The organism is Pusillimonas sp. MFBS29, assembly GCF_020687695.1.
Classification (GTDB): Bacteria; Pseudomonadota; Gammaproteobacteria; order Burkholderiales; family Burkholderiaceae_B; genus Pusillimonas_C.
In genome coordinates, this window is the sequence record NZ_JAJEWL010000002.1 from 111,118 (window position 1) to 131,656 (window position 20,539).

Annotated in this window: 18 protein-coding genes; all 18 read left to right on the forward strand. The window is 57.4% G+C overall.

Annotation, left to right across the window (positions count from 1 at the left end):
- The 18 genes from rlmN to rpoD all read left to right on the forward strand — a co-directional run bounded on the left by rlmN (position 1) and on the right by rpoD (position 20,530).
- Entirely contained in the window at positions 1-1,158 is a 1,158-nt protein-coding gene (rlmN, locus tag LKR43_RS03150; RefSeq protein ID WP_227682399.1) for a 23S rRNA (adenine(2503)-C(2))-methyltransferase RlmN, read from the forward strand.
- Entirely contained in the window at positions 1,155-1,655 is a 501-nt protein-coding gene (locus LKR43_RS03155) for a RodZ family helix-turn-helix domain-containing protein (RefSeq protein WP_227682400.1), read from the forward strand. Before rlmN ends, LKR43_RS03155 begins: the two co-directional genes overlap by 4 nt.
- Entirely contained in the window at positions 1,655-2,953 is a 1,299-nt protein-coding gene (gene ispG, locus LKR43_RS03160; RefSeq protein WP_227682401.1) for a flavodoxin-dependent (E)-4-hydroxy-3-methylbut-2-enyl-diphosphate synthase, read from the forward strand. Before LKR43_RS03155 ends, ispG begins: the two co-directional genes overlap by 1 nt.
- A gap of 27 nt (positions 2,954-2,980) precedes the next feature.
- Entirely contained in the window at positions 2,981-4,270 is a 1,290-nt protein-coding gene (gene hisS / locus LKR43_RS03165) for a histidine--tRNA ligase (RefSeq protein WP_227682402.1), read from the forward strand.
- Positions 4,271-4,273: 3 nt separating this feature from the next.
- Complete coding sequence (locus tag LKR43_RS03170) at positions 4,274-4,909, forward strand: tetratricopeptide repeat protein (RefSeq protein WP_227682403.1); 636 nt, start codon at positions 4,274-4,276, stop codon at positions 4,907-4,909.
- A gap of 3 nt (positions 4,910-4,912) precedes the next feature.
- Complete coding sequence (gene bamB / locus LKR43_RS03175) at positions 4,913-6,070, forward strand: outer membrane protein assembly factor BamB (protein ID WP_227682404.1); 1,158 nt, start codon at positions 4,913-4,915, stop codon at positions 6,068-6,070.
- The gene (gene der / locus LKR43_RS03180; RefSeq protein ID WP_227682405.1) at positions 6,067-7,506 is read left to right on the forward strand and encodes a ribosome biogenesis GTPase Der; all 1,440 of its coding nucleotides are present in this window, start codon (positions 6,067-6,069) and stop codon (positions 7,504-7,506) included. Before bamB ends, der begins: the two co-directional genes overlap by 4 nt.
- Positions 7,503-8,585 (forward strand): histidinol-phosphate transaminase, encoded by a 1,083-nt coding sequence (gene hisC, locus LKR43_RS03185; RefSeq protein ID WP_227682406.1) that lies wholly within the window; start codon positions 7,503-7,505, stop codon positions 8,583-8,585. Before der ends, hisC begins: the two co-directional genes overlap by 4 nt.
- Before the next feature lie 114 nt (positions 8,586-8,699).
- Positions 8,700-8,936, forward strand: coding sequence for an RNA chaperone Hfq (gene hfq / locus LKR43_RS03190; protein WP_180029411.1), 237 nt, complete (start codon positions 8,700-8,702; stop codon positions 8,934-8,936).
- 78 nt (positions 8,937-9,014) lie between these two features.
- Entirely contained in the window at positions 9,015-10,112 is a 1,098-nt protein-coding gene (gene hflX, locus LKR43_RS03195) for a GTPase HflX (protein WP_227682407.1), read from the forward strand.
- Positions 10,096-11,400: an FtsH protease activity modulator HflK gene (gene hflK / locus LKR43_RS03200; RefSeq protein WP_255675945.1), complete on the forward strand. Its 1,305-nt coding sequence runs from the start codon at positions 10,096-10,098 to the stop codon at positions 11,398-11,400. The genes hflX and hflK overlap by 17 nt, the downstream gene beginning before the upstream one ends.
- Before the next feature lie 9 nt (positions 11,401-11,409).
- Positions 11,410-12,318, forward strand: a complete 909-nt coding sequence (hflC, locus tag LKR43_RS03205; protein WP_227682408.1) for a protease modulator HflC — start codon at positions 11,410-11,412, stop codon at positions 12,316-12,318.
- A gap of 173 nt (positions 12,319-12,491) precedes the next feature.
- Positions 12,492-13,655, forward strand: a complete 1,164-nt coding sequence (locus tag LKR43_RS03210; RefSeq protein WP_227682807.1) for an ATP phosphoribosyltransferase regulatory subunit — start codon at positions 12,492-12,494, stop codon at positions 13,653-13,655.
- A gap of 85 nt (positions 13,656-13,740) precedes the next feature.
- A complete protein-coding gene (locus LKR43_RS03215; protein WP_227682409.1) occupies positions 13,741-15,036 on the forward strand; it encodes an adenylosuccinate synthase in 1,296 nt (431 codons plus the stop codon).
- 144 nt (positions 15,037-15,180) lie between these two features.
- On the forward strand, positions 15,181-15,720 hold the full coding sequence (locus tag LKR43_RS03220; RefSeq protein ID WP_227682410.1) for a phosphoribosyltransferase: 540 nt from the start codon (positions 15,181-15,183) through the stop codon (positions 15,718-15,720).
- Between the two features lie 132 nt (positions 15,721-15,852).
- Positions 15,853-16,065 carry a 30S ribosomal protein S21 gene (gene rpsU, locus LKR43_RS03225; protein ID WP_013742464.1) on the forward strand — a complete coding sequence of 71 codons (213 nt, stop codon included), beginning with the start codon at positions 15,853-15,855 and terminating at the stop codon, positions 16,063-16,065.
- Entirely contained in the window at positions 16,066-17,997 is a 1,932-nt protein-coding gene (gene dnaG, locus LKR43_RS03230; RefSeq protein ID WP_227682411.1) for a DNA primase, read from the forward strand.
- 268 nt (positions 17,998-18,265) lie between these two features.
- Positions 18,266-20,530 (forward strand): RNA polymerase sigma factor RpoD, encoded by a 2,265-nt coding sequence (gene rpoD / locus LKR43_RS03235; protein ID WP_227682412.1) that lies wholly within the window; start codon positions 18,266-18,268, stop codon positions 20,528-20,530.
- Positions 20,531-20,539: the final 9 nt, after the last annotated feature.

Sequence of the window (20,539 nt, forward strand, 5' to 3'; positions counted from 1 at the left end):
ATGTCCATCACTGAACCCATCAATTTGCTTGGCCTGGGTGCCGCCGAACTGACCGATCTTGTCGGGCAGTGGGGCGGCAAGCCATTTCGCGCCAAGCAGCTGCAGCGCTGGATCCACCAGCGCGGCGTCGACTCTTTCGATGATATGACTGATCTGGCGCGTGAATTTCGCGCCCAGCTTGCAGAGCATTGTTCGATTCAGGCCTCACCGGTCTCAATCGAACAGCGTTCCGCCGACGGTACACGCAAGTGGCTGTTCGACGTTGGCAAGAATAATGCCATCGAAACCGTATTCATCCCGGAAGATGACCGCGGCACATTGTGCATCTCAAGTCAGGCCGGCTGTACCGTTGCATGCCCGTTTTGCTCAACCGGTTACCAGGGCTTCAACCGTAACCTGACCACCGCCGAGATCATCGGCCAGCTCTGGCATGCACGCCGCGTCCTGCAAGACGACATACAAGGCTCACGCATTGGCGCTGCCGATGCCCAAACGCCCGAAGCAACCCGCGTGATCAGCAATGTGGTCATGATGGGCATGGGCGAGCCCTTGCTGAACTACGATCAGGTACTGGGCGCCTTGCGCCTGATGCTTGACGATAATGCGTACGGCCTGTCGCGCAGGCGCGTTACCGTGTCTACTTCTGGTGTGGTCCCCATGATGGATCGCCTGGGGCGTGATTGCCCGGTAGCACTGGCGGTATCCTTGCATGCGCCCAACGATGCGCTGCGCGACCGTCTGGTGCCACTGAACCGCAAGCACCCATTGTCCGAGCTTCTTGCCGCCTGCAATCGCTATCTCGAGCACGCGCCGCGCGATTTCATCACTTTCGAATATATTATGCTCGATGGTGTCAATGATACTGACCAGCATGCGCGCGAATTGATTACTATTGCCCAGCAGGTGCGTTGCAAGTTCAACCTGATTCCGTTCAACCCTTTTCCGCAATCGGGTCTGAAGCGTTCACCGGCAGCTCGTGTGCGTCTGTTTGCACAACGCCTGATGGATGCCGGAATTGTGACAACTGTACGTAAAACCCGGGGCGACGATATCGCGGCGGCTTGCGGGCAGTTGGCAGGCGATGTCCAGGACCGCACACGCATCAACCAGCGCTTGCCGGATCGCGCCATTATTGAAATAAAACAGGAGCGTGGATGAATGAACCGTCTTTAGTCAGGGAAGCACGGCCCGAGGCCGATGACCCGAGCCTGCCTTCAGGCATAGGTGCAACCCTGCGCAGACTACGCGAGGCGAAAAATCTGTCTCCCGCTGAAGTTTCCGCCCGCCTGAAGTTCTCCGGGCGCCAGCTGGAAGCGCTGGAAACCGAGCAGTGGGATCGTCTGCCTGGCGGGATGTCGCTGCGCGGTTTTGTCAAAAATTACGCCCGCTACCTTGATGCCGATGTAGACGCCTTGCTGACCATGCTCGATAACCAGGTCGGTACCGCCCCGGTGGCCAAGCCTGCCACGCTCAATGGCGCGCAGTCCCTGGGGCCAAGCGATCTTCCGCTGCAGGGCGAACCGGCAAATCGTCCGTGGGGCTGGCTCGTCGTCATCCTGATATTGCTGTTTGTCGCAGGCTTCTATGCCATAGATCGTGGCTGGATTCCCGACTCATGGCTGGTATTCGATTGGCTCAAATCCCTGAAGAAATAATGTCTAACCCAGTTTCAGACCAAGCCGGTACCCCGTTGAATGTTGGCGCCGCACCACGACGACCCACTCGAGGCGTCATCGTCCGGTGGGGAGGCCACGCGGTGCAGGTCGGCGGCAATGCGCCCGTCGTGGTGCAGTCCATGACCAATACCGATACGGCCGATGCCATTGCGACGGCCATACAGGTTAAGGAACTGGCACAGGCGGGCTCCGAGCTGGTTCGTATTACCGTGAATACACCCGAGGCCGCGCGCGAAGTTCCGGCCATACGCGAACAGCTCGATCGCATGAATGTCTCGGTGCCGCTGGTTGGTGATTTTCACTACAACGGGCACAAATTGCTGGCTGATTATCCCGAGTGTGCCCAGGCTTTGTCCAAGTACCGGATCAACCCCGGCAACATGGGCGGGGGCAAGAAACGCGGCGATAACTTTGCTCAGATGATCGAAGTGGCTTGCCGCTATGAAAAACCGGTGCGCATCGGCGTGAACTGGGGTAGCCTGGATCACGAACTCATGGCCCGCATGATGGACGACAACAGTCGGCGTGCGCAGCCCTGGGATGCCCAGGCCGTTATGCGTGATGCTCTGGTTGTGTCGGCCATCAGCAATGCACAGCGTGCCGAAGAGCTCGGCCTTGCCCGCGACGCCATCGTGCTGTCCTGCAAAGTCAGCCATGTGCAGGATCTCATCACCGTTTACCAGGATTTATCCGCGCGTTGCGATTACCCCGTGCACCTGGGTTTGACCGAAGCAGGTATGGGAAGCAAGGGTATTGTGGCGTCCACCGCCGCTCTGGCAGTTCTGCTGCAGCAGGGAATTGGCGACACCATACGTATCTCGCTTACACCTGAGCCGGGCGGCGATCGTCGCCGCGAGGTTATCGTTGCGCAGGAAATCCTGCAAAGCATGGGGTTGCGTGCATTTACCCCCATGGTGGTGGCGTGCCCTGGTTGCGGACGCACCAGCAGTACAGTATTCCAGGAACTGGCCGACAGCATTCAGGCGTATCTGCGTGACCAAATGCCGGTCTGGAAAAATCGTTATCCCGGTGTCGAATCCATGAATGTGGCGGTCATGGGCTGTGTGGTCAATGGTCCCGGCGAAAGCAGGCACGCCGACATCGGCATCAGCTTGCCGGGCACAGGGGAAATTCCGTCTGCCCCCGTGTATGTCGACGGAGAACGAACGGTTACCCTGAAGGGCGATACCATTGCCCAGGAGTTTCAGGCTATCGTCGAGCAGTACGTCGAGCGGCGTTATGGCGCCGGTTCGAACAATAACAAAGCAAGCGGCTGAAGCCGCAAGCACACAGAAAATTTATCTATGACGCAGTCGTTTCAGAAAGTCCGTGCCCTGACAGGCATGAAAGATATACTCCCTGACACCAGCGCTCAGTGGGAAGCACTGGAAGCTACCGTAAGGGACTGGCTGGCCGCCTACGGCTATCGCAACATGCGCACCCCCGTGCTTGAACACACCCGGCTTTTTATCCGTGGCATAGGCGAGGTCACCGACATTGTCGAAAAAGAAATGTATTCGTTCACCGATGCATTGAACAATGAACACCTCACCATGCGGCCCGAGTTTACTGCCGGCATGGTGCGTGCCAGCATAGAGCACAACATGCTGTACGACAGGCCGCATCGCGTTTACGCCATGGGCCCTGTATTTCGACACGAAAAACCTCAACGCGGTCGTTATCGCCAGTTTCACCAGATTGACGTCGAAGCCCTGGGTTTTGCCGGACCCGATATCGACGCCGAATTGATCGTAATGCTGGGCCGACTCTGGAAAATGCTGGGTCTGACCGATATCCGTCTGGAACTGAACTCGCTGGGGCAGGCGGAAGAGCGCGCTGCCCATCGTCGTGCCCTGATTGAATATCTGGAGCAGCACATTGATGTGCTCGACGAGGAAGCGCGCAGGCGCATGCACACCAATCCTTTGCGCGTGCTCGATACCAAGAATCCCGCCATGCAGGAAATGGCCGATAATGCGCCACGCCTGTTTGATTTTCTGGGGGCCGAATCTTTGGCGCATTTTCAGGGCGTGTGCGATCGCCTGGGCGATGCCGGTATCGAGTATCGTTTGAATCCGCGGCTGGTACGCGGGCTGGACTATTACAATCTGACCGTATTCGAGTGGGTAACCGACCGGCTCGGGGCGCAGGGTACCGTATGTGGTGGTGGCCGTTATGATGGCCTGATTGAATTGCTGGGCGGAAAGCCGGCTCCCGCAGTGGGTTTCGCCATAGGCGTTGAACGTTTGCTCGATTTGTGCGAGCAGTCCGGTGCGGAAACGTCGTTGCCCGAATGCCAGGTCTACGTGATACACCAGGGTGCGCCGGCCCAGCGGCTGGCCGCAAAACTGGCTGAGCAATTGCGCGATGAAGGCCTCAGGGTCATTGTCCATGCCGGCTCATCGGGATTCAAATCACAATTCAAACGCGCTGATGCGAGTGGGGCCAAACTGGCGCTGATTCTCGGAGACGATGAAGTCGCGTCGGGTACTGCCAGTATCAAATGGCTAAGGGAAGAGGCCCTTGAGGGCCGGGCTCAACAGGAAACGATCCCGCTGGATCGCTTGATCACAGAATTGAAATTAAAGGTTTAAGGCATGGCATACGATTTAGAAGAACAGGAAAAACTGGATGCACTGCGGGCATGGTGGGATCGCTACGGCACACTGCTGGTGGTACTCAGCTTTATCATTGCAGCCGGTATTGTCGGATGGCGCGGATGGCAGTGGTATCAAGGCCATACCGCCAGCCAGGCCATGGGCTACTACGAGGCGCTGGAAGGCGCAGCCGGCCAATCCGGCGATGACGCACTGGCACGCATCAAGGCGGCCAGCAGCACGCTGCGTGAAGATTTCACCAAATCGGGTTATACGCCGCGCGGGGTATTGATCGCTGCGCAGGCTTTGGAAGAGCGCGACGATCTGGACGGCGCCCGCGAGCAACTCGAGTGGCTGGTCGGCAACAGCTCCGACCCCAGCCTTGTACCTTTGGCCAAACTGAGGCTGGCGGGCGTCTTGCTTGAGCAAAAACAGTATGATCAGGCTCTTGCACAGGTTTCTGATGCGCCGCCGGCTTTTGCGGGGCTTTATGCCGACCGGCGTGGTGATATTCTGCTGGCGCAGGGCAAGATCCCTGAAGCCAAAGCCGCCTGGGAACAGGCGCTGAAAGAGTTCGGTGCCGCTCCGATTACGCAAATCGTTCAGTTGAAATTAGATGCTTTAGGTGGAGCCTGATACATGTATAGTGCCATCTCTCGCCGTATCGCGCGCAGCGCGCTGATCGCCCTGACGGCCGCTACCCTGGCGGGTTGCTCGATGTTTTCCAGTCACAATCCCCGCTATGACCCGGCACCGTTGACTGATTATCCGGCGGCGATTTCGGCCAATATTGCGTGGTCGGTATCCATAGGCAGCGGGAGTGGTTACGGATTTGCTCCTGCGCTGGTCGGCGACTCCGTTTATGCGGCAACGCCCAGTGGCAGCGTGAGCAAGATAAATGTCGCGTCTGGTGCGGTGCTGTGGCAAACCAGCACAGATGACAAACTCTCGGCGGGGGCGGGTTCCGATGGCAACACAACCGCCGTTGTGGCAGTCGATGGCATGGTCATCGCCTTTGATGGCCAGGGTAAAGAGAAGTGGAGAAGCAAGGCCAGCAGCGCGGTCAGCATCCCGCCTGTCGTGGGTGCCGGCATTGTTGCCGTGCGCAGCAGCGACTACCGCATCCAGGGTTTCGACGAGCAAACCGGTGAACTTCGCTGGAGCGTGCAGCGTCCGGGTCCCGCGCTCGCACTGAAGACCAATATGCAAATGTTGATTGTCGACGGCATGCTGGTTTCCGGTCTGCCCAATGGCCGCCTGGTCGCCATAGACGTGCGCAGCGGTAACGTGCAGTGGGAGGGAACGATCTCGGTGTCCCAGGGTGCCACCGACCTCGAGCGCATCAGCGACGTGGTTGGCGCGCCCCAGCTGCAGGGTCCCTTGCTTTGTGGCGTGAGCTACCAGGGACGCATGGTGTGTTTTGACCTGACCCAGGGTGGGCGTCCTGTCTGGGAACAGTATTTTTCCAGCAATACAGGCATGGCTACCGACTCGCGGCAGGCATATTCCGCCAGTCAGCGCGACATCGTTCATGCGTTTGCCCTGAACGACGGTCATGAGGTCTGGAAGCAGTCTGATCTGGCCAATCGTCGCCTGTCTTCGCCTGCCGTCACTCCGCAAGCAGTTGCTTTCGGTGATCTCGAAGGTTATGTACATTTCCTGTCGCGCACCGATGGCCAGTTGTTGGGTCGGGTGCAGGTGGGGGGTGATGCAATTGTTTCGCCGCTGGTGGCCGCCCCTAACGGCGTGCTGGTGCAGACCGGCAGCGGTAATCTGGTATTGGTTGGTGTCAATTGAACAAACTCGCATATAAACCGGTCGTCGCCCTGGTAGGGCGCGCCAACGTGGGCAAGTCCACGTTGTTCAACCGGATCACCCGTTCCCGCTCCGCGCTGGTCGCCAATTTTTCCGGCCTGACGCGTGACCGTCACTATGGTGAAGGGCGGGTGGGCGAGCATCCCTTCCTGGCTGTCGATACCGGAGGTTTCGAACCCGTTGCCAAGGATGGCATCTTGCTCGAGATGGCACGCCAGACGCAACAAGCCATTGCCGAATCCGACGTGGTCATCTTTCTGGTCGATGCCCGAGCCGGCGTGAACGCCCACGATCACGAAATCGCACGCCTGCTGCGCAAATCGGGTCAACGCGTGTTGCTGGCCGTCAACAAGGCGGAAGGCATGCGCTATGGTTCGGCAACGGCCGATTTTCACGAACTGGGTCTGGGTGAGCCTTATCCTATTTCCGCCTCGCATGGCGATGGCGTTGTGGATCTGATAGAAAAAGCCTTGTCGCACCTGACGGTTGATACCGAAGACGAGGCTGGCCAGGATGACGAATTCATTGCGGACGATGTCGAACCCGATCTGGCCGAAGATGCTTCTGTTGGGCAGGAAGAGGCCGGGCAGGCAGACGACGATATTACTCATCGCATCAAGCTGGCCATCGTTGGGCGCCCTAATGTGGGTAAGTCCACACTAATCAATACCTTGCTTGGTGAAGAGCGGGTTATTGCATTCGATATGCCTGGCACGACACGTGATGCGATCGAGATCGAGTTCGAGCGTAATGGCGTGGCCTATACCCTGATAGATACGGCCGGCCTGCGTCGTCGGGGCAAGGTTTTCGAGGCAGTCGAGAAGTTCTCGGTCATCAAGACATTGCAGGCCATAGAAGCCTGCAATGTTGTTCTGCTGATGCTTGATGCCCAATCCGAGATTTCGGATCAGGATGCGCATATTGCAGGTTTTGTGCTCGAAACGGGCAGGGCGCTGGTCGTCGCCATCAACAAATGGGATGGCCTGGACGCCGAGCAGCGTGAACGCATACAGCGGGATTTCGATCGCAAGCTGCATTTCCTGTCTTTCGCCAAGGTTCATACCGTATCTGCGCTCAAAGGCCACGGCGTCAATCCCTTGATCAAATCTGTGAATGCGGCACATGCCGCCGCTTTTGCCAAGCTGTCTACACCGAGGCTGACGCGTGTGCTGCATGCGGCGGTCGAGCAGCAGCAACCGCCGCGCAAGGGGATTTTCCGGCCCAAGATGCGCTATGCACACCAGGGCGGCCAGAATCCACCGCTCATCATCATTCATGGCAACGCACTGGACGCCATACCCGACTCGTACCGGCGCTACCTCGAGGCCCGTTTCCGCGCGGCATTCAAGCTTGATGGCACGCCACTACGCATAGAATTCAAGTCTTCCCAGAATCCTTATACACAGGGGGCACAGTGAGTCGTTTCTGGAGTGATCATCTTGCGGATCTGACACCGTATGTGGCGGGTGAGCAGCCCAAGGTCGATAACCTGCTCAAGCTCAATACCAACGAGCATCCGTACGGACCTTCGCCACGGGCCCTCGAGGCCATCAAAGCGGCGGCCACCGATCAGCTGCGGCTGTATCCCGACAAGGAATCGGTCGGCCTGCGGCAGGCCATCGCAGAATTGCATGGGTTGAATCCGGATCAGGTTTTCGTTGGCAATGGTTCCGACGAGGTCCTGGCTCATATATTCAATGGCTTGTTCCGTCGTTCCGGACGCCCGTTGATGATGCCTGACATCACCTACAGCTTCTATCGGACCTATTGTGCTCTGTACAAGATACCAACCCGACTGGTTCCACTGGCAGACGATTTCTCGATAAGGGTGAGCGATTACACGGATTCTTCTCCTGATAGCCCGGCTGGCATTATTTTTTCGAATCCTAATGCCCCCACGGGCATTGCCATGTCACTGGAAGACATCAGCGCTATTGCTGCTGCGCATCCTGATATCCCGGTGGTGGTGGACGAAGCCTATGTTGATTTTGGCGCGCAGTCTGCCATTGCACTGCTGCAGGCGCATGCCAATATTGTTGTGGTGCATACCTTGTCCAAGTCGCGGTCGCTGGCCGGCCTGCGGGTAGGCTTTGCCATCGCAGATGCCCAAATTATCGAGGGCCTGAATCGAGTCAAGGACAGCTTCAACTCATATCCGCTCGATAGCCTGGCCCAGGCCGGCGCCATTGCCGCCATACAAGACACTGATTATCTGCAGAAGATGTGCCTGGCGGTCACCGAGGCGCGCACACAGCTTGCGCAGCAATTAAGTGCGCTGGGCTTTGAAGTGCTGCCCAGCCAGGCCAATTTTGTGTTTGCCCGGCATCCGGAGCACGATGGCGGGGCCCTGAGTCGTGCCTTGCGAGAGCAGAACATCCTGGTCAGGCATTTCACTTTGGCTCGTATTGATCAATTTTTACGAATTACGGTGGGAACTCCTGAGGATTGTGAACGTCTATGTAAGGCACTGGCCAAAATTATTGCCAAAACGCCTTAAAATATCTTGCATGCCGCCATATCACATTCTGAGCCGTGCGCATTCAGGGAAAACCCTGTAAAGTATGCATGGTCTAACGTTTTTTCATATAACAACATAATCGGAGCCTAGCCAATGAGCAATAAAGGGCAAACACTACAAGATCCATTTCTAAACGCCCTTCGCAAGGACCACATCCCTGTATCGATCTATCTGGTTAACGGGATCAAGCTGCAGGGGCAGGTCGAGTCTTTCGATCAATACGTCGTATTGCTGCGCAATACCGTAACTCAAATGGTATACAAGCACGCTATTTCCACCGTTGTGCCTGCACGACCAGTCAATTTCCAAGTGGATGAGCCTTCTGAATAAAGCGCCGCTGGTTTTTTCTTACGCCAAGACGCCCGCCGAGTGCCCTGCGCTGGCGGGCGTCTTGTTGAGTCTTGCAGCATGAAAGTTCTGATCGTCAGTGTTGATCTTGGCGAGCCCGACTACGCTGCACACGCGGAAGAGTTCGTCATGCTGGCCAAAGGTGCCGGTGCCGAAGTGGTTGCCACCGTCGTGGCACGTCGTGCACGGCCGGATGCGGCGCATTTCATCGGCTCGGGCAAGCTTGAGGAAGCGGTCCTGATAGCAGGGGAAACGCAGGCCGAGCTGGTTTTGTTCGATCAGGCGCTTACCCCTGCGCAGCAGCGAAATCTTGAAAGAGGGTTCAAGCTGCGGGTCGTCGACAGGGTTGCGCTTATACTTGATATTTTTGCGCTCAGGGCCAAAAGCCACGAGGGTAAGTTGCAAGTCGAACTGGCGCAGTTGCAGCATTTGTCTACCCGACTTACGCGCATGTGGTCTCACCTTGAGCGTCAGCGCGGGGGCATAGGGATGCGTGGTCCCGGTGAAGCCCAGCTCGAGATGGATCGGCGCATGATAGGCGACAAAGTGCGTGTACTGCGCGAGCGTCTGGCGCGGGTGCAGCGTCAGCGCAATACGCAGCGCCGTGCAAGGTCGCGCAGCAATACCTTATCGATCTCGCTGGTGGGGTATACCAACGCGGGCAAGTCCACGTTGTTCAATGCACTGACGCGGGCCGGAGCCTATGCGGCAGACCAGCTTTTTGCCACCCTGGATACCACCACACGGCGGGTCTGGATAGAGGGCGCCGGTCAGGTGGTCATATCCGATACGGTCGGTTTTATTCGTGAGCTTCCACCGACACTGATCGCTGCTTTTCGCGCCACGCTGGAAGAAACGGTGCAGGCTGACCTGCTCCTGCACGTCGTCGATGCGGCCAGCCCGCAGCGCGATGAGCAAATTGCTGAAGTGAACAAGGTTCTGGAAGATATCGGCGCAGCGGATATACCCAGAATTCTGGTCTATAACAAAATCGACCTGGCTGGTTACGAACCCCGAATGGAGCGTAACGAACATGGTACGATTGCACGAGTTTTTGTAAGCGCCGTCCGGCGCACCGGCCTCGATGAGTTGCGTGGGGCAATTGTCGAGTTTGGTCAAATCGTAGGAAATAATACGTTTAATGTCGAAAATATATAACTTGAATGATCCAGGTTGGGGGCGTGGCAACAATAATGGCTCAGAGCCCCCGCGACGCCCTAATCAGGGCGACGGTGGTGGTCCTCCCGACCTGGACGAAGTCTGGCGCGATTTCAATAATCGGCTGGGGTCTTTGTTTGGCCGCAAGGGCAGGCGTGGCCCGGGCAACGGCGGTGGCGATGGTGGCAGCGGCGGCAGTCGTCCCCAACTGCCCAAGGGTTCGCCCAAAAGCATTGCTGTCATTATTGCGATAGCGGTGGCGCTCTGGCTGGCCAGTGGCTTCATGATTGTCCAGGAAGGCCAGGTGGCCGTTGTTACCCAGTTCGGCAAATACACCAAGACACTCCCTCCAGGTCTGCAATGGCGTCTGCCATATCCCATCGAGGCGCATCAGAACGTGAATATCGCACAACTTCGTACTTTCGAAGTTGGCTTCCGCGGTAACGCCCGCAACAAGGTGCTGCCGGAATCCCTCATGCTCACGACCGACGAAAATATCGTCGATCTGCAGTTTGTGGTGCAGTATCGCCTTATGCCCAACGGCGCACCCGATTATCTGTTCAAGACCAGTCAGCCAGACGAATCCGTCCGGCAGGCTGCCGAAACAGCCATGCGCGAGATCGTAGGCAAGAAGCCCATGGATTTTGTGCTGTATTCCGGCCGTACCGAAGTTGCGACCGAAGTTCAAAGCCTGGCACAAAGCATACTTGACCGCTACGAGACAGGCATTCAGATCAGCACTGTGGCCATCCAGAACGTGCAGCCGCCCGAGCAGGTGCAGGCGGCCTTTGACGACGCCGTCAAGGCCGGTCAGGATCGCGAGCGTCAGATCAATGAAGGTAACGCCTATGCCAACAAGGTGTTGCCCGAGGCGCAAGGTCAGGTCGCACGCATGATGCAGGAAGCAGAAGGTTACCGTGCTACTGTGATCGGCGACGCAACCGGTGACACAGCGCGCTTCTCGAGCATCGAGGCTGAGTACGCCAAGGCGCCCCAGATCACCCGCGAGCGCATGTACCTGGCAACCATGCAGGAAATCCTGCAGAACACCAGCAAGATCATGATCGACTCGCAGGCCAGCAACAATATGCTGTATTTGCCGCTAGACAAGATCATGAAACAGGCAGCCGGAAGTTCCAGCAACTTCAGCGCCTCAGTTGAAACTACCACTGGCGCGGCAGCGGCGGCTACGACTCAGTCGAGCCGGCCTGTCGCTCCGGCACGGTCCTCCACGTCATCCGATGGCACGGCATACAACTCGTCGTTGACCAATCCGTATTCACGCTAAGAGGCCATAATGCAACGTTTTTTCCCTGCTTTAGTCGGCCTGGTTATTCTTCTGGCCATACTTTCTTCTTGCGTCTTCGTCGTTCGCGAACGTGATGCGGCGCTGGTTTTCGCTTTGGGTGAAGTGCGTGACACCATTACCGAGCCCGGCCTGTATTTCAAGCTGCCGCCACCCTTCGAGAACGTCGTGCGCCTCGACAAGCGTCTTCAGACCATCGAGGCCAATGATCCCGAACGTATACAAACTGCCGAGAAAAAGAATCTGCTGATCGATTCTTTCGTTAAATGGCGCATTTCCGATCCGCGTCTGTTCTACGTGACCTTTGGTGCCAATGATCGCGCTGCTGTAGAGCGCCTTACCGCCCAGATTCGCGATGCCCTGAACGCATCGGTCAACGTGCGTACGGTCAAGGAAGTGGTCTCGAACGAGCGCGATACCATCATGCGCGAGATCCTCACCAACGTCGAGGCGCGTGCCAAGCCCCTGGGCGTTCAGGTGGTTGATGTGCGCTTGCGTCGCATAGACTTTGCACCCGAGATCTCCGAGTCGGTGTATCGCCGTATGGAAGCAGAGCGCAAGCAGGAAGCCAACCGCCTGCGTGCAACCGGTGCAGCAGACAGCGAGCGCATTCGTGCGCAAGCCGATCGCGAGCGCCAGGAGCTGCTGGCCAAGGCCTACGCTGAGGCGCAGGAAGTCAAGGGCGAAGGAGACGCCAAGGCTGCTGCCATCTATGCCGAGGCCTACGGCACCAATCCCGAGTTCTACAGCCTGTACAAGAGTCTGGAAGGCTATCGCGCTGCATTCTCCGATTCGGACGATGCGCTGGTGCTTAGCCCCAAATCTGATTTCTTCAGATTCTGGAATTCGGCTCAGGGCCAACAGGGCGCAGCCGCGCCAGGTCCGGCCGGCGCAAATTAAGCCAGCGCCGCGCAGTACTCATGAACAGGCCCCGCAATGGGGCCTGTTTCACTTCTTGCCTGCGATCGTTTATACTAGCGCGTAAGTTTTTGTTTATCTTATCCGCAAGCGACTTGGCGGGCTTACGCCCCAGGTCGCTTTTTGTTTGGCATTTTTCCGCATTGGTTCGCATGATGTCCAACTGGTTGTTGCCAGAAAGCCTGGCCGATATTCTGCCCGCAGAGGCCCGCCGCATTGAAGAACTGCGCCGCGGTCTGCTGGATTTATATCGCACCTATGGCTTTGAGCTTGTTGCCCCGCCACTGGTCGAGTACCTGGAATCCCTGTTGTCAGGTACGGGTGCCGATTTGAATCTGCGTACCTGCAAGCTTATTGACCAAATCACCGGTCGTACCCTTGGGGTGCGCGCCGATATTACTCCGCAAGTCTCGCGCATAGACGCTCACCTGCTTAACCGCGAAGGCGTTACGCGGCTTTGCTATTGCGGCACGGTCCTGCACGCGCGTCCGGCAGGGTTGTTGTCTGATCGCGAACTGCTGCAGATTGGTGCCGAAATTTTCGGTCACGCAGGTGTAGAAGCCGATATCGAAATCATTGAGCTGGCGCTGGCCAGCGTAAAGCGCGCCGGCGTCAGGCAGGCTCGCCTCGATCTCAATCACCCGGGTGTGCTGCGCTCCATCATCAATGCTGATCCGGCGCTGGCCGATTTTGCAGACGATATCAACGATCTGTTGGCCAGCAAGGATGTTCCCGGACTGACCGAGCTTGGCGCACGAATTCCCCAGGTCAAGCCAGACAGCATCCAGGCGCTCAAGCAGCTTGCTTCGCTGTATGGCAGTACCGAAGTTATCGCCAGAGCGCGCGCTGTCCTGCCGGCTTTGCCGGCCCTGTACGCTGCGCTTGATGATCTCGATACACTCATCAGCGCACTGCCCGATAACGAGTTCAGCGTTGATCTGGCTGACATGGGCAGTGGTTATGGCTACCATTCCGGCGTGGTGTTTTCGATCTACGCACAAGGCTGGCACGATGCGCTGGTACGTGGCGGCCGCTATGATGGAGTAGGGCGGGCTTTCGGGCGTTCGCGTCCGGCCACGGGCTTCAGTCTCGATCTGCGCAAGCTTTCGGCCGGATTGCCTGCGCCACCGGTGTCCAAGGCCATACGTGCGCCATGGGGTACAGATGCGGCTTTGGTCAAAGTGCTGCGCGAACTGCGTGCAGCAGGCGAGATCGTGGTGCAGATGTTGCCGGGGCAGCCGCATGCGCTGGATGAATTTACCGTTGACCGGGAGCTGGTGCAGGATGGCGGTACATGGAAGGTAAGGGCGATAAACTAGCCGAATGTCCGGCTGTTTTTATCGTATGATTTGAATCTGCTTGGCCTTGTAACTGTCGGGCCGGAATTTTTTTCTGATACGCAACATGAGCAAGAATATTGTGGTGATCGGCACCCAGTGGGGTGACGAAGGTAAAGGCAAGATCGTCGATTGGCTGGCTGAGTCAGCGCAGGGCGTAGTGCGCTTTCAGGGTGGCCATAATGCCGGCCACACCCTATGGATCAACGGCAATAAAACTATATTGCGCCTGATACCTTCGGGCATCATGCACTCGCACGTTACCTGCTACATCGGCAATGGCGTCGTCCTTTCACCCGAGGCACTGCTGAAGGAAATCAACGAACTCGAGGCTGCCGGGCTTGACGTGCGCTCACGCCTGCAGATTTCTCCGGCTTGCCCGTTGATTCTGCCGTATCACATTGCCATTGACCAGGCTCGCGAGGCGCGCAAGGGCGAGGGCAAGATCGGTACGACAGGGCGGGGCATAGGACCAGCCTACGAAGACAAGATCGGTCGCCGCGCCCTGCGTGTTCAAGACTTGTACGACCCAGCCATTTTCGATGAAAAGCTGGCCGAAACACTGGATTACCATAACTTTGTGCTGACCCAGTATCTGGGCGGCAAGGCAGTCTCGATCGACGAGGTTCGTGATCAGGCCATGGCGCTGGCACCTGTATTGCAGCCCATGGTGGCCGACGTGTCCAGCAACCTGCATACTGCCCGCAAAGCCGGACACAGGCTGCTGTTCGAGGGTGCGCAAGGCGCCTTGCTCGATATCGACCACGGAACCTATCCGTTTGTCACCAGCAGCAATTGCGTGGCGGGTGCAGCGTCGGCCGGTGCCGGCGTCGGTCCTCAGGCACTGGATTACGTCCTGGGTATCGCCAAGGCGTATACCACGCGCGTTGGCGGCGGACCTTTCCCAACCGAGTTGCTCGACGATACCGGCGCACGCCTGGCAACGGTTGGCAAGGAATTTGGTTCGGTCACCGGCCGTCCCCGTCGCTGTGGCTGGTTCGACGGCGCAGCCATGAAGCGTTCGGTCATGATCAATGGCATCTCGGGTCTATGCATTACCAAGCTCGACGTGCTCGACGGCGTTGAGCAACTCAAGATTGGTGTGGGCTATCGCTACAAGGGCGAATTCCTCGATGTCCTGCCATATGGCGCCCACGCTGCAGCTGAAGCCGAGCCCGTGCTCGAAGAGATGCCCGGCTGGACTGAATCCACAGTGGGCATCACCGAATACGACAAGCTGCCTGTCAATGCACGCCGCTACCTCGAGCGCATTGCAGAGGTGTGTGACGTCGGCGTCGACATGGTCTCGACCGGGCCCGATCGCATGGAAACCATCGTCTTGCGTCACCCCTTCAACGGCTAGTACACAAGGCACTGCACGGGCCGTAATGCGGGCCCGCAGAAAAGGCCGGATCCTGTTTTTTACGGATCCGGCCTTTTCTTGTGCGGCATACAGGTTTATTATTACGATCCCTGCAATATATGCTGCCATTACGGAACATTATTTATGAATCTGCCACCAAGTACCGATCGTGATCTATGGGTCAGCTGGGATGAGTATCACAGGCTCATCGAACGTCTGGCTTTGATCGTGCACGAGTCAGGCTGGCAGTTCGATAAGATCCTTTGTCTGGCGCGTGGCGGTGTGCGTGTAGGCGATGTTTTGTCGCGTATTTACGACATTCCATTGGGTATATTGGCGACCAGCAGCTATCGCGAGGCGGCCGGCACCGAGCAGGGTGAGCTTGATATTGCCCAGTTCATCACCATTACCCGTGGAACCCTCGACGGCAGGGTTCTGTTGCTCGACGACATGGTCGACACCGGCATGACTTTCAGTCGCGTGCGGGATCATCTGCGCAAGCAGTTTCCCGCTATTACCGAAATGAGAACCGGCGTGTTGTGGTGGAAAGGGCACTCGCAGGCCATACCCGACTACTATGTCGACAAACTGCCCACGAATCCCTGGATACACCAGCCCTTTGAAGACTACGACAGCCTGCGTCCTCATCAGCTGGAATCCTGGGTACGCAAAGGTCGTTCCTGATCAGTAGCCGGGCTTAAATAGCGCCGGCCCTGGTTCTATCTGGTCTGGCAGGCATTAAGGCGGTATTTGTGCTAAACTTACTGGTTGTCGTTTCCACTAACTAATATATTAACCTTCAAGGCTTAAGACTACATGCCTATCGTTCGTCTGAAAGAAAACGAGCCCTTTGAAGCCGCGCTTCGCCGCTTCAAGCGCACTATCGAAAAAATTGGCCTCTTGACCGAATTGCGTTCGCGCGAATTTTACGAAAAGCCCACGGCTGAGCGTAAGCGCAAGCACGCCGCTGCCGTCAAGCGCCACTACAAGCGCATCCGCAGCCAACAACTGCCTCCGCGTTTGTATTGATTGATTCCTGAATCATTTGTTCAGGAACTGCTCGCCCGAGTTGACGTTGTCGATGTCGTCGGGCGATATGTACAGTTGCGCAAGGGTGGAGCCAACCTGCTTGGCTTGTGCCCCTTCCACAACGAAAAAAGCCCCTCATTTACAGTAAGCCCCACCAAGCAGTTTTATCACTGTTTTGGCTGCGGAGCCCATGGTAGCGCGGTTGGCTTCCTGATGGAGCACACCGGCGCCAGCTTCCCGGAAGCCGTTCGCTCTCTTGCGGCCACGGTCGGTATGACGGTGCCCGAAGAGCAGCGCAGCCCGCGGCAGCAGGCCGCCGACCGTCGTCGCAAAGAGGAAGTTAATCGCCACCAGCAGATACTGGATGCAGCGCAGGCGCATTACTTGCGTGAGCTAAAAGGCTCGCAAAGCGCGATCCGGTACCTGAAGCAGCGTGGCTTGTCGGGTGAAACAGCAGCCAGGTTCGGACTGGGCTGGTCGGGCAACGATCGGCGCGGACTGGCAGCGGTATTTCCCAGCTACGATGATCCCTTGCTGGTTGAATCCGGACTGGTCATCGAGGCTGAAGACGGGCGCCGCTACGACCGCTTTCGGGAGCGCATTATGTTCCCGATACGTAATACGCGCGGCAACCTGATCGGCTTTGGCGGCCGCATCATAGGCAAGGGCGAGCCCAAATATCTGAATTCGCCCGAAACCGGGTTGTTTTCCAAGGGTCATGAGCTTTATGGCCTGTGGGAGGCGCGCGCCGGCATACGCAGTGAAGGCTATGTGCTGGTGGTCGAAGGCTATATGGATGTCGTCGGTCTGGCGCAGCATGGAATGGCCAATGCCGTTGCTACGCTGGGCACGGCTACGACGCCGTTCCATATACAGAAGTTGTTGCGTGCCAGCCACAAGGTCGTATTCAGTTTTGATGGTGACAAGGCTGGCCGTCGTGCTGCCTGGCGTGCCTTGAATACCTGCTTGTCGCTGCTGCGTGACGATGTGTCCATGCGCTTTCTGTTTCTTCCGTCCGATCATGATCCCGACTCTTATATCCGGGAGTTCGGTACCGAGGCTTTCAAGGCCTGTGCAAATGAAGCCATGCCGCTGTCGCGCTTCATGCTGGAAGAACTGGCATCGCGCCATGCATTGGGCGAAGCGGAAGGGCGTGCCGCATGTGCCCATGAAGCCAAGCCCTTGCTGGCCATGTTGCCCGAAGGGACGACCTTGCGCATACAGATCGAGCGAGAGTTCGCCAAGCTGGTGCAGCTGACGCCCGAAGAGCTGGCCGAGTTGACGGCGGACGTGCCGGCACCTGCCGGCGGTACGACGCAAGCCGGTACGCCGGCCGGGGCGCGTACTGCGGCTCCGGAATGGACTGCGGACCACGATGAGCCGCCGGGTTTCATGGATGTGCCCGTTTTTGAGGACGCGGACTACAGCGCCTTTGAGTCATTCGAGGCGCCGGAAGAGGCGCCTGTCCGGAGCGGGCCGAAGCGTGAGCGCCACGGCAAGGCCAGAAGCGTTACGCCTATGGCCAAGCGTTTGTTGAGGTTATTGCTGGCGCACCCCGAGCTGGTATCGGGTCTGGGAGACCAGCAGCTTGAAATTCTCGAGCATGGCCCCCATCTGGTATTGGTAAGAGAATTGATTGCCCTGGCGAACATGAGTGGTGCCCGCCATGCGGGAGCCTTGTTGCAGGCGGCCGAACCAGGTTCCGACCTGGAGGGGCTGCTCGCAACGCTTACGCCCGAATTGCTTGACCAGGAAGATCTGCCTGACCCACGCACTGAATGGAACGACGCCTTGCGACGCATAGAGCTCGATGCCATTAAAGCCGAACAGTCGGCGCTGGTGGAAGCAGGATTACGGGATGATGCCTCCCGAAAAAGGTATCAGGAATTGACGCGAAGAATCGCGCTGGTCAACAGTGCGACTTCGCCTTAAATACGATAAAATAGAGAGTTTTCGCAAAGACTTAAACATATTTGCCCCAAGCACGAAAAGCGTGAATACGGGCATGCAAGCCGGCCAGCCTCATTTTGCCCCGTAACGGTATATGAATAATACGTCGGGGATACTTATTATCCGGGCGGTGCGCGCTGCATCGATGTCTTTCACGCAGTATGTTCAACCTTTGCGATGAGTACGTTCTGCCCCTGCAACACTCGTTGTCGCAAGACAACCGGGTGTATTTGCGTTTACGGAAGCGACTATGACCCAAGTTACTGGCAAGACCCCCACCCCAGCAGAAGATACTGCAAAGAAAACAAAGACTGTTGCAGCCGCAAGCAAAGCTGCGGCCAAGACGACGGTCAAAGCAGGGGCAAGCACCAAGGCAGAGAAAGCGCCTGCGGCCAAAACGGCTGTAAAGAAAGCGGCAGCCAAGACCACAGCACGCAAGACGGCAACCAAAACGGCGGCCAAAACGGCTACCAAAGCCGCTGCGAAAACGGCGACCAAGCCTGCTGGCAAGGCGCCTACCGGGCGTCGTCCCGGCCGTCCCGCCAAGAACGCCAATAACGACGCGGTCGACTTCAACGATGATGACAACGGCGATGCCGAGGTCATTCCTGAACTGAAGCCGTTGCCCAAACGTGGCGGCAAGCGTGGCAAGGCCGATAAAGACGTTCCTGCACGCAATCAGATGACGCCTGAAGAACAAGAGGCGCGCCGTAACCGCCTTAAGGTTCTGATCAAGCTGGGCAAGGATCGCGGTTATCTTACCTACGGCGAGATCAACGACCATCTGCCCGACGATCTGGTTGATGCTGAAGCCATCGATGGCATTATCAGCACGTTCAGCGACATGGGTATCTCGGTCTACGACCAGGCGCCCGATGCCGATGCCTTGCTCATGAGCGATAACGCGCCGGTGGCTTCCAGCGACGACGACGTCGAAGACGAAGCAGAAGCGGCGCTGACCACAGTGGATTCCGATTTCGGACGCACCACCGACCCTGTTCGCATGTATATGCGTGAAATGGGTACGGTCGAGCTGCTCACCCGCGAGGGCGAAATCGAGATTGCCAAACGCATCGAAGATGGCCTCAAGCACATGGTCATGGCGATTGCCGCGTGCCCGACAACGGTTAATGAAATTCTGCAGTATGTTCAGCGCGTGCGCGATGGTGCCGCCCAGATCGACGAAGTCGTCGACGGCCTGATTGACCAGGAAGGCGAGGAATACGCCGGCGCAGGTGTATCGGTTGATAACGACGAAAACGAAGACGGCCCCGCAGGCGGCATGAGCAGCAAGCAGCTCGAGCATCTGCGCACCAAGTCGCTCAAGAAGTTCGAGAACATTGGCGTGTGGTTCGCCAAGATGCGCACGGCTTTCGAACGCGACGGCTATCAGGCTCAGGAGTATACCGAGGCTCAGGAAGCTATTCTCAATGAGCTCATGGGTGTGCGCTTTACAGCCAAGATGGTTGAAAAGCTGGCCGACACGCTGCGCGAACAAGTCGCTGAAGTGCGCAAGCTGGAACGTGCAGTCCTGCATACTTGCGTCGACCGAGCAGGCATGCCGCGTACGTATTTCATCAAGGCATTTCCCGGTAACGAGACCAATCTTGACTGGGTGCTCCAGGAAGTCGCAGCCGGTCATCCGTATTCCGAAACGCTTGAGCGTCACATCCCTGCGGTCCAGGAGATCCAGCAAAAGCTGATCGACCTGCAAACCAGCGTTGTGCTGCCGCTTAAAGACCTCAAAGACGTCAACAAGCGCATGGCAACTGGTGAAGCCAAGGCTCGCAAGGCCAAGCGCGAAATGACCGAAGCCAACTTGCGTCTGGTTATTTCGATTGCCAAGAAGTACACCAATCGCGGCTTGCAGTTCCTGGATCTTATCCAGGAAGGCAACATAGGCCTGATGAAGGCGGTAGACAAGTTCGAATATCGTCGTGGCTACAAGTTCTCGACCTACGCCACCTGGTGGATACGTCAGGCGATTACCCGCTCCATTGCCGACCAGGCACGCACCATACGCATTCCGGTGCACATGATTGAAACGATCAATAAAATGAATCGCATCAATCGCCAGATTCTGCAGGAAACCGGTGCTGAACCTGATCCCGCCACACTGGCACAAAAGATGGACATGCCCGAAGACAAGGTTCGCAAGATCCTCAAGATCGCCAAGGAACCCATCTCCATGGAAACCCCCATCGGCGACGATGATGATTCGCACCTGGGCGATTTCATCGAAGATACCGGTACCTTGTCGCCGTCCGAATGGGCGTTGCATGGTTCCATGCGCGATGTCGTCAAGGAAGTGCTCGACTCCCTCACGCCGCGCGAGGCCAAGGTCTTGCGTATGCGCTTTGGTATCGAAATGAGTACCGACCAGACGCTGGAAGAAGTTGGCAAGCAATTTGACGTCACGCGTGAGCGCATACGTCAGATCGAAGCCAAGGCGCTGCGCAAGCTGCGTCATCCCAGCCGCGCCGACAAACTCAAGAGCTTCCTGGAAGGGCAGTAGATTCAGCCT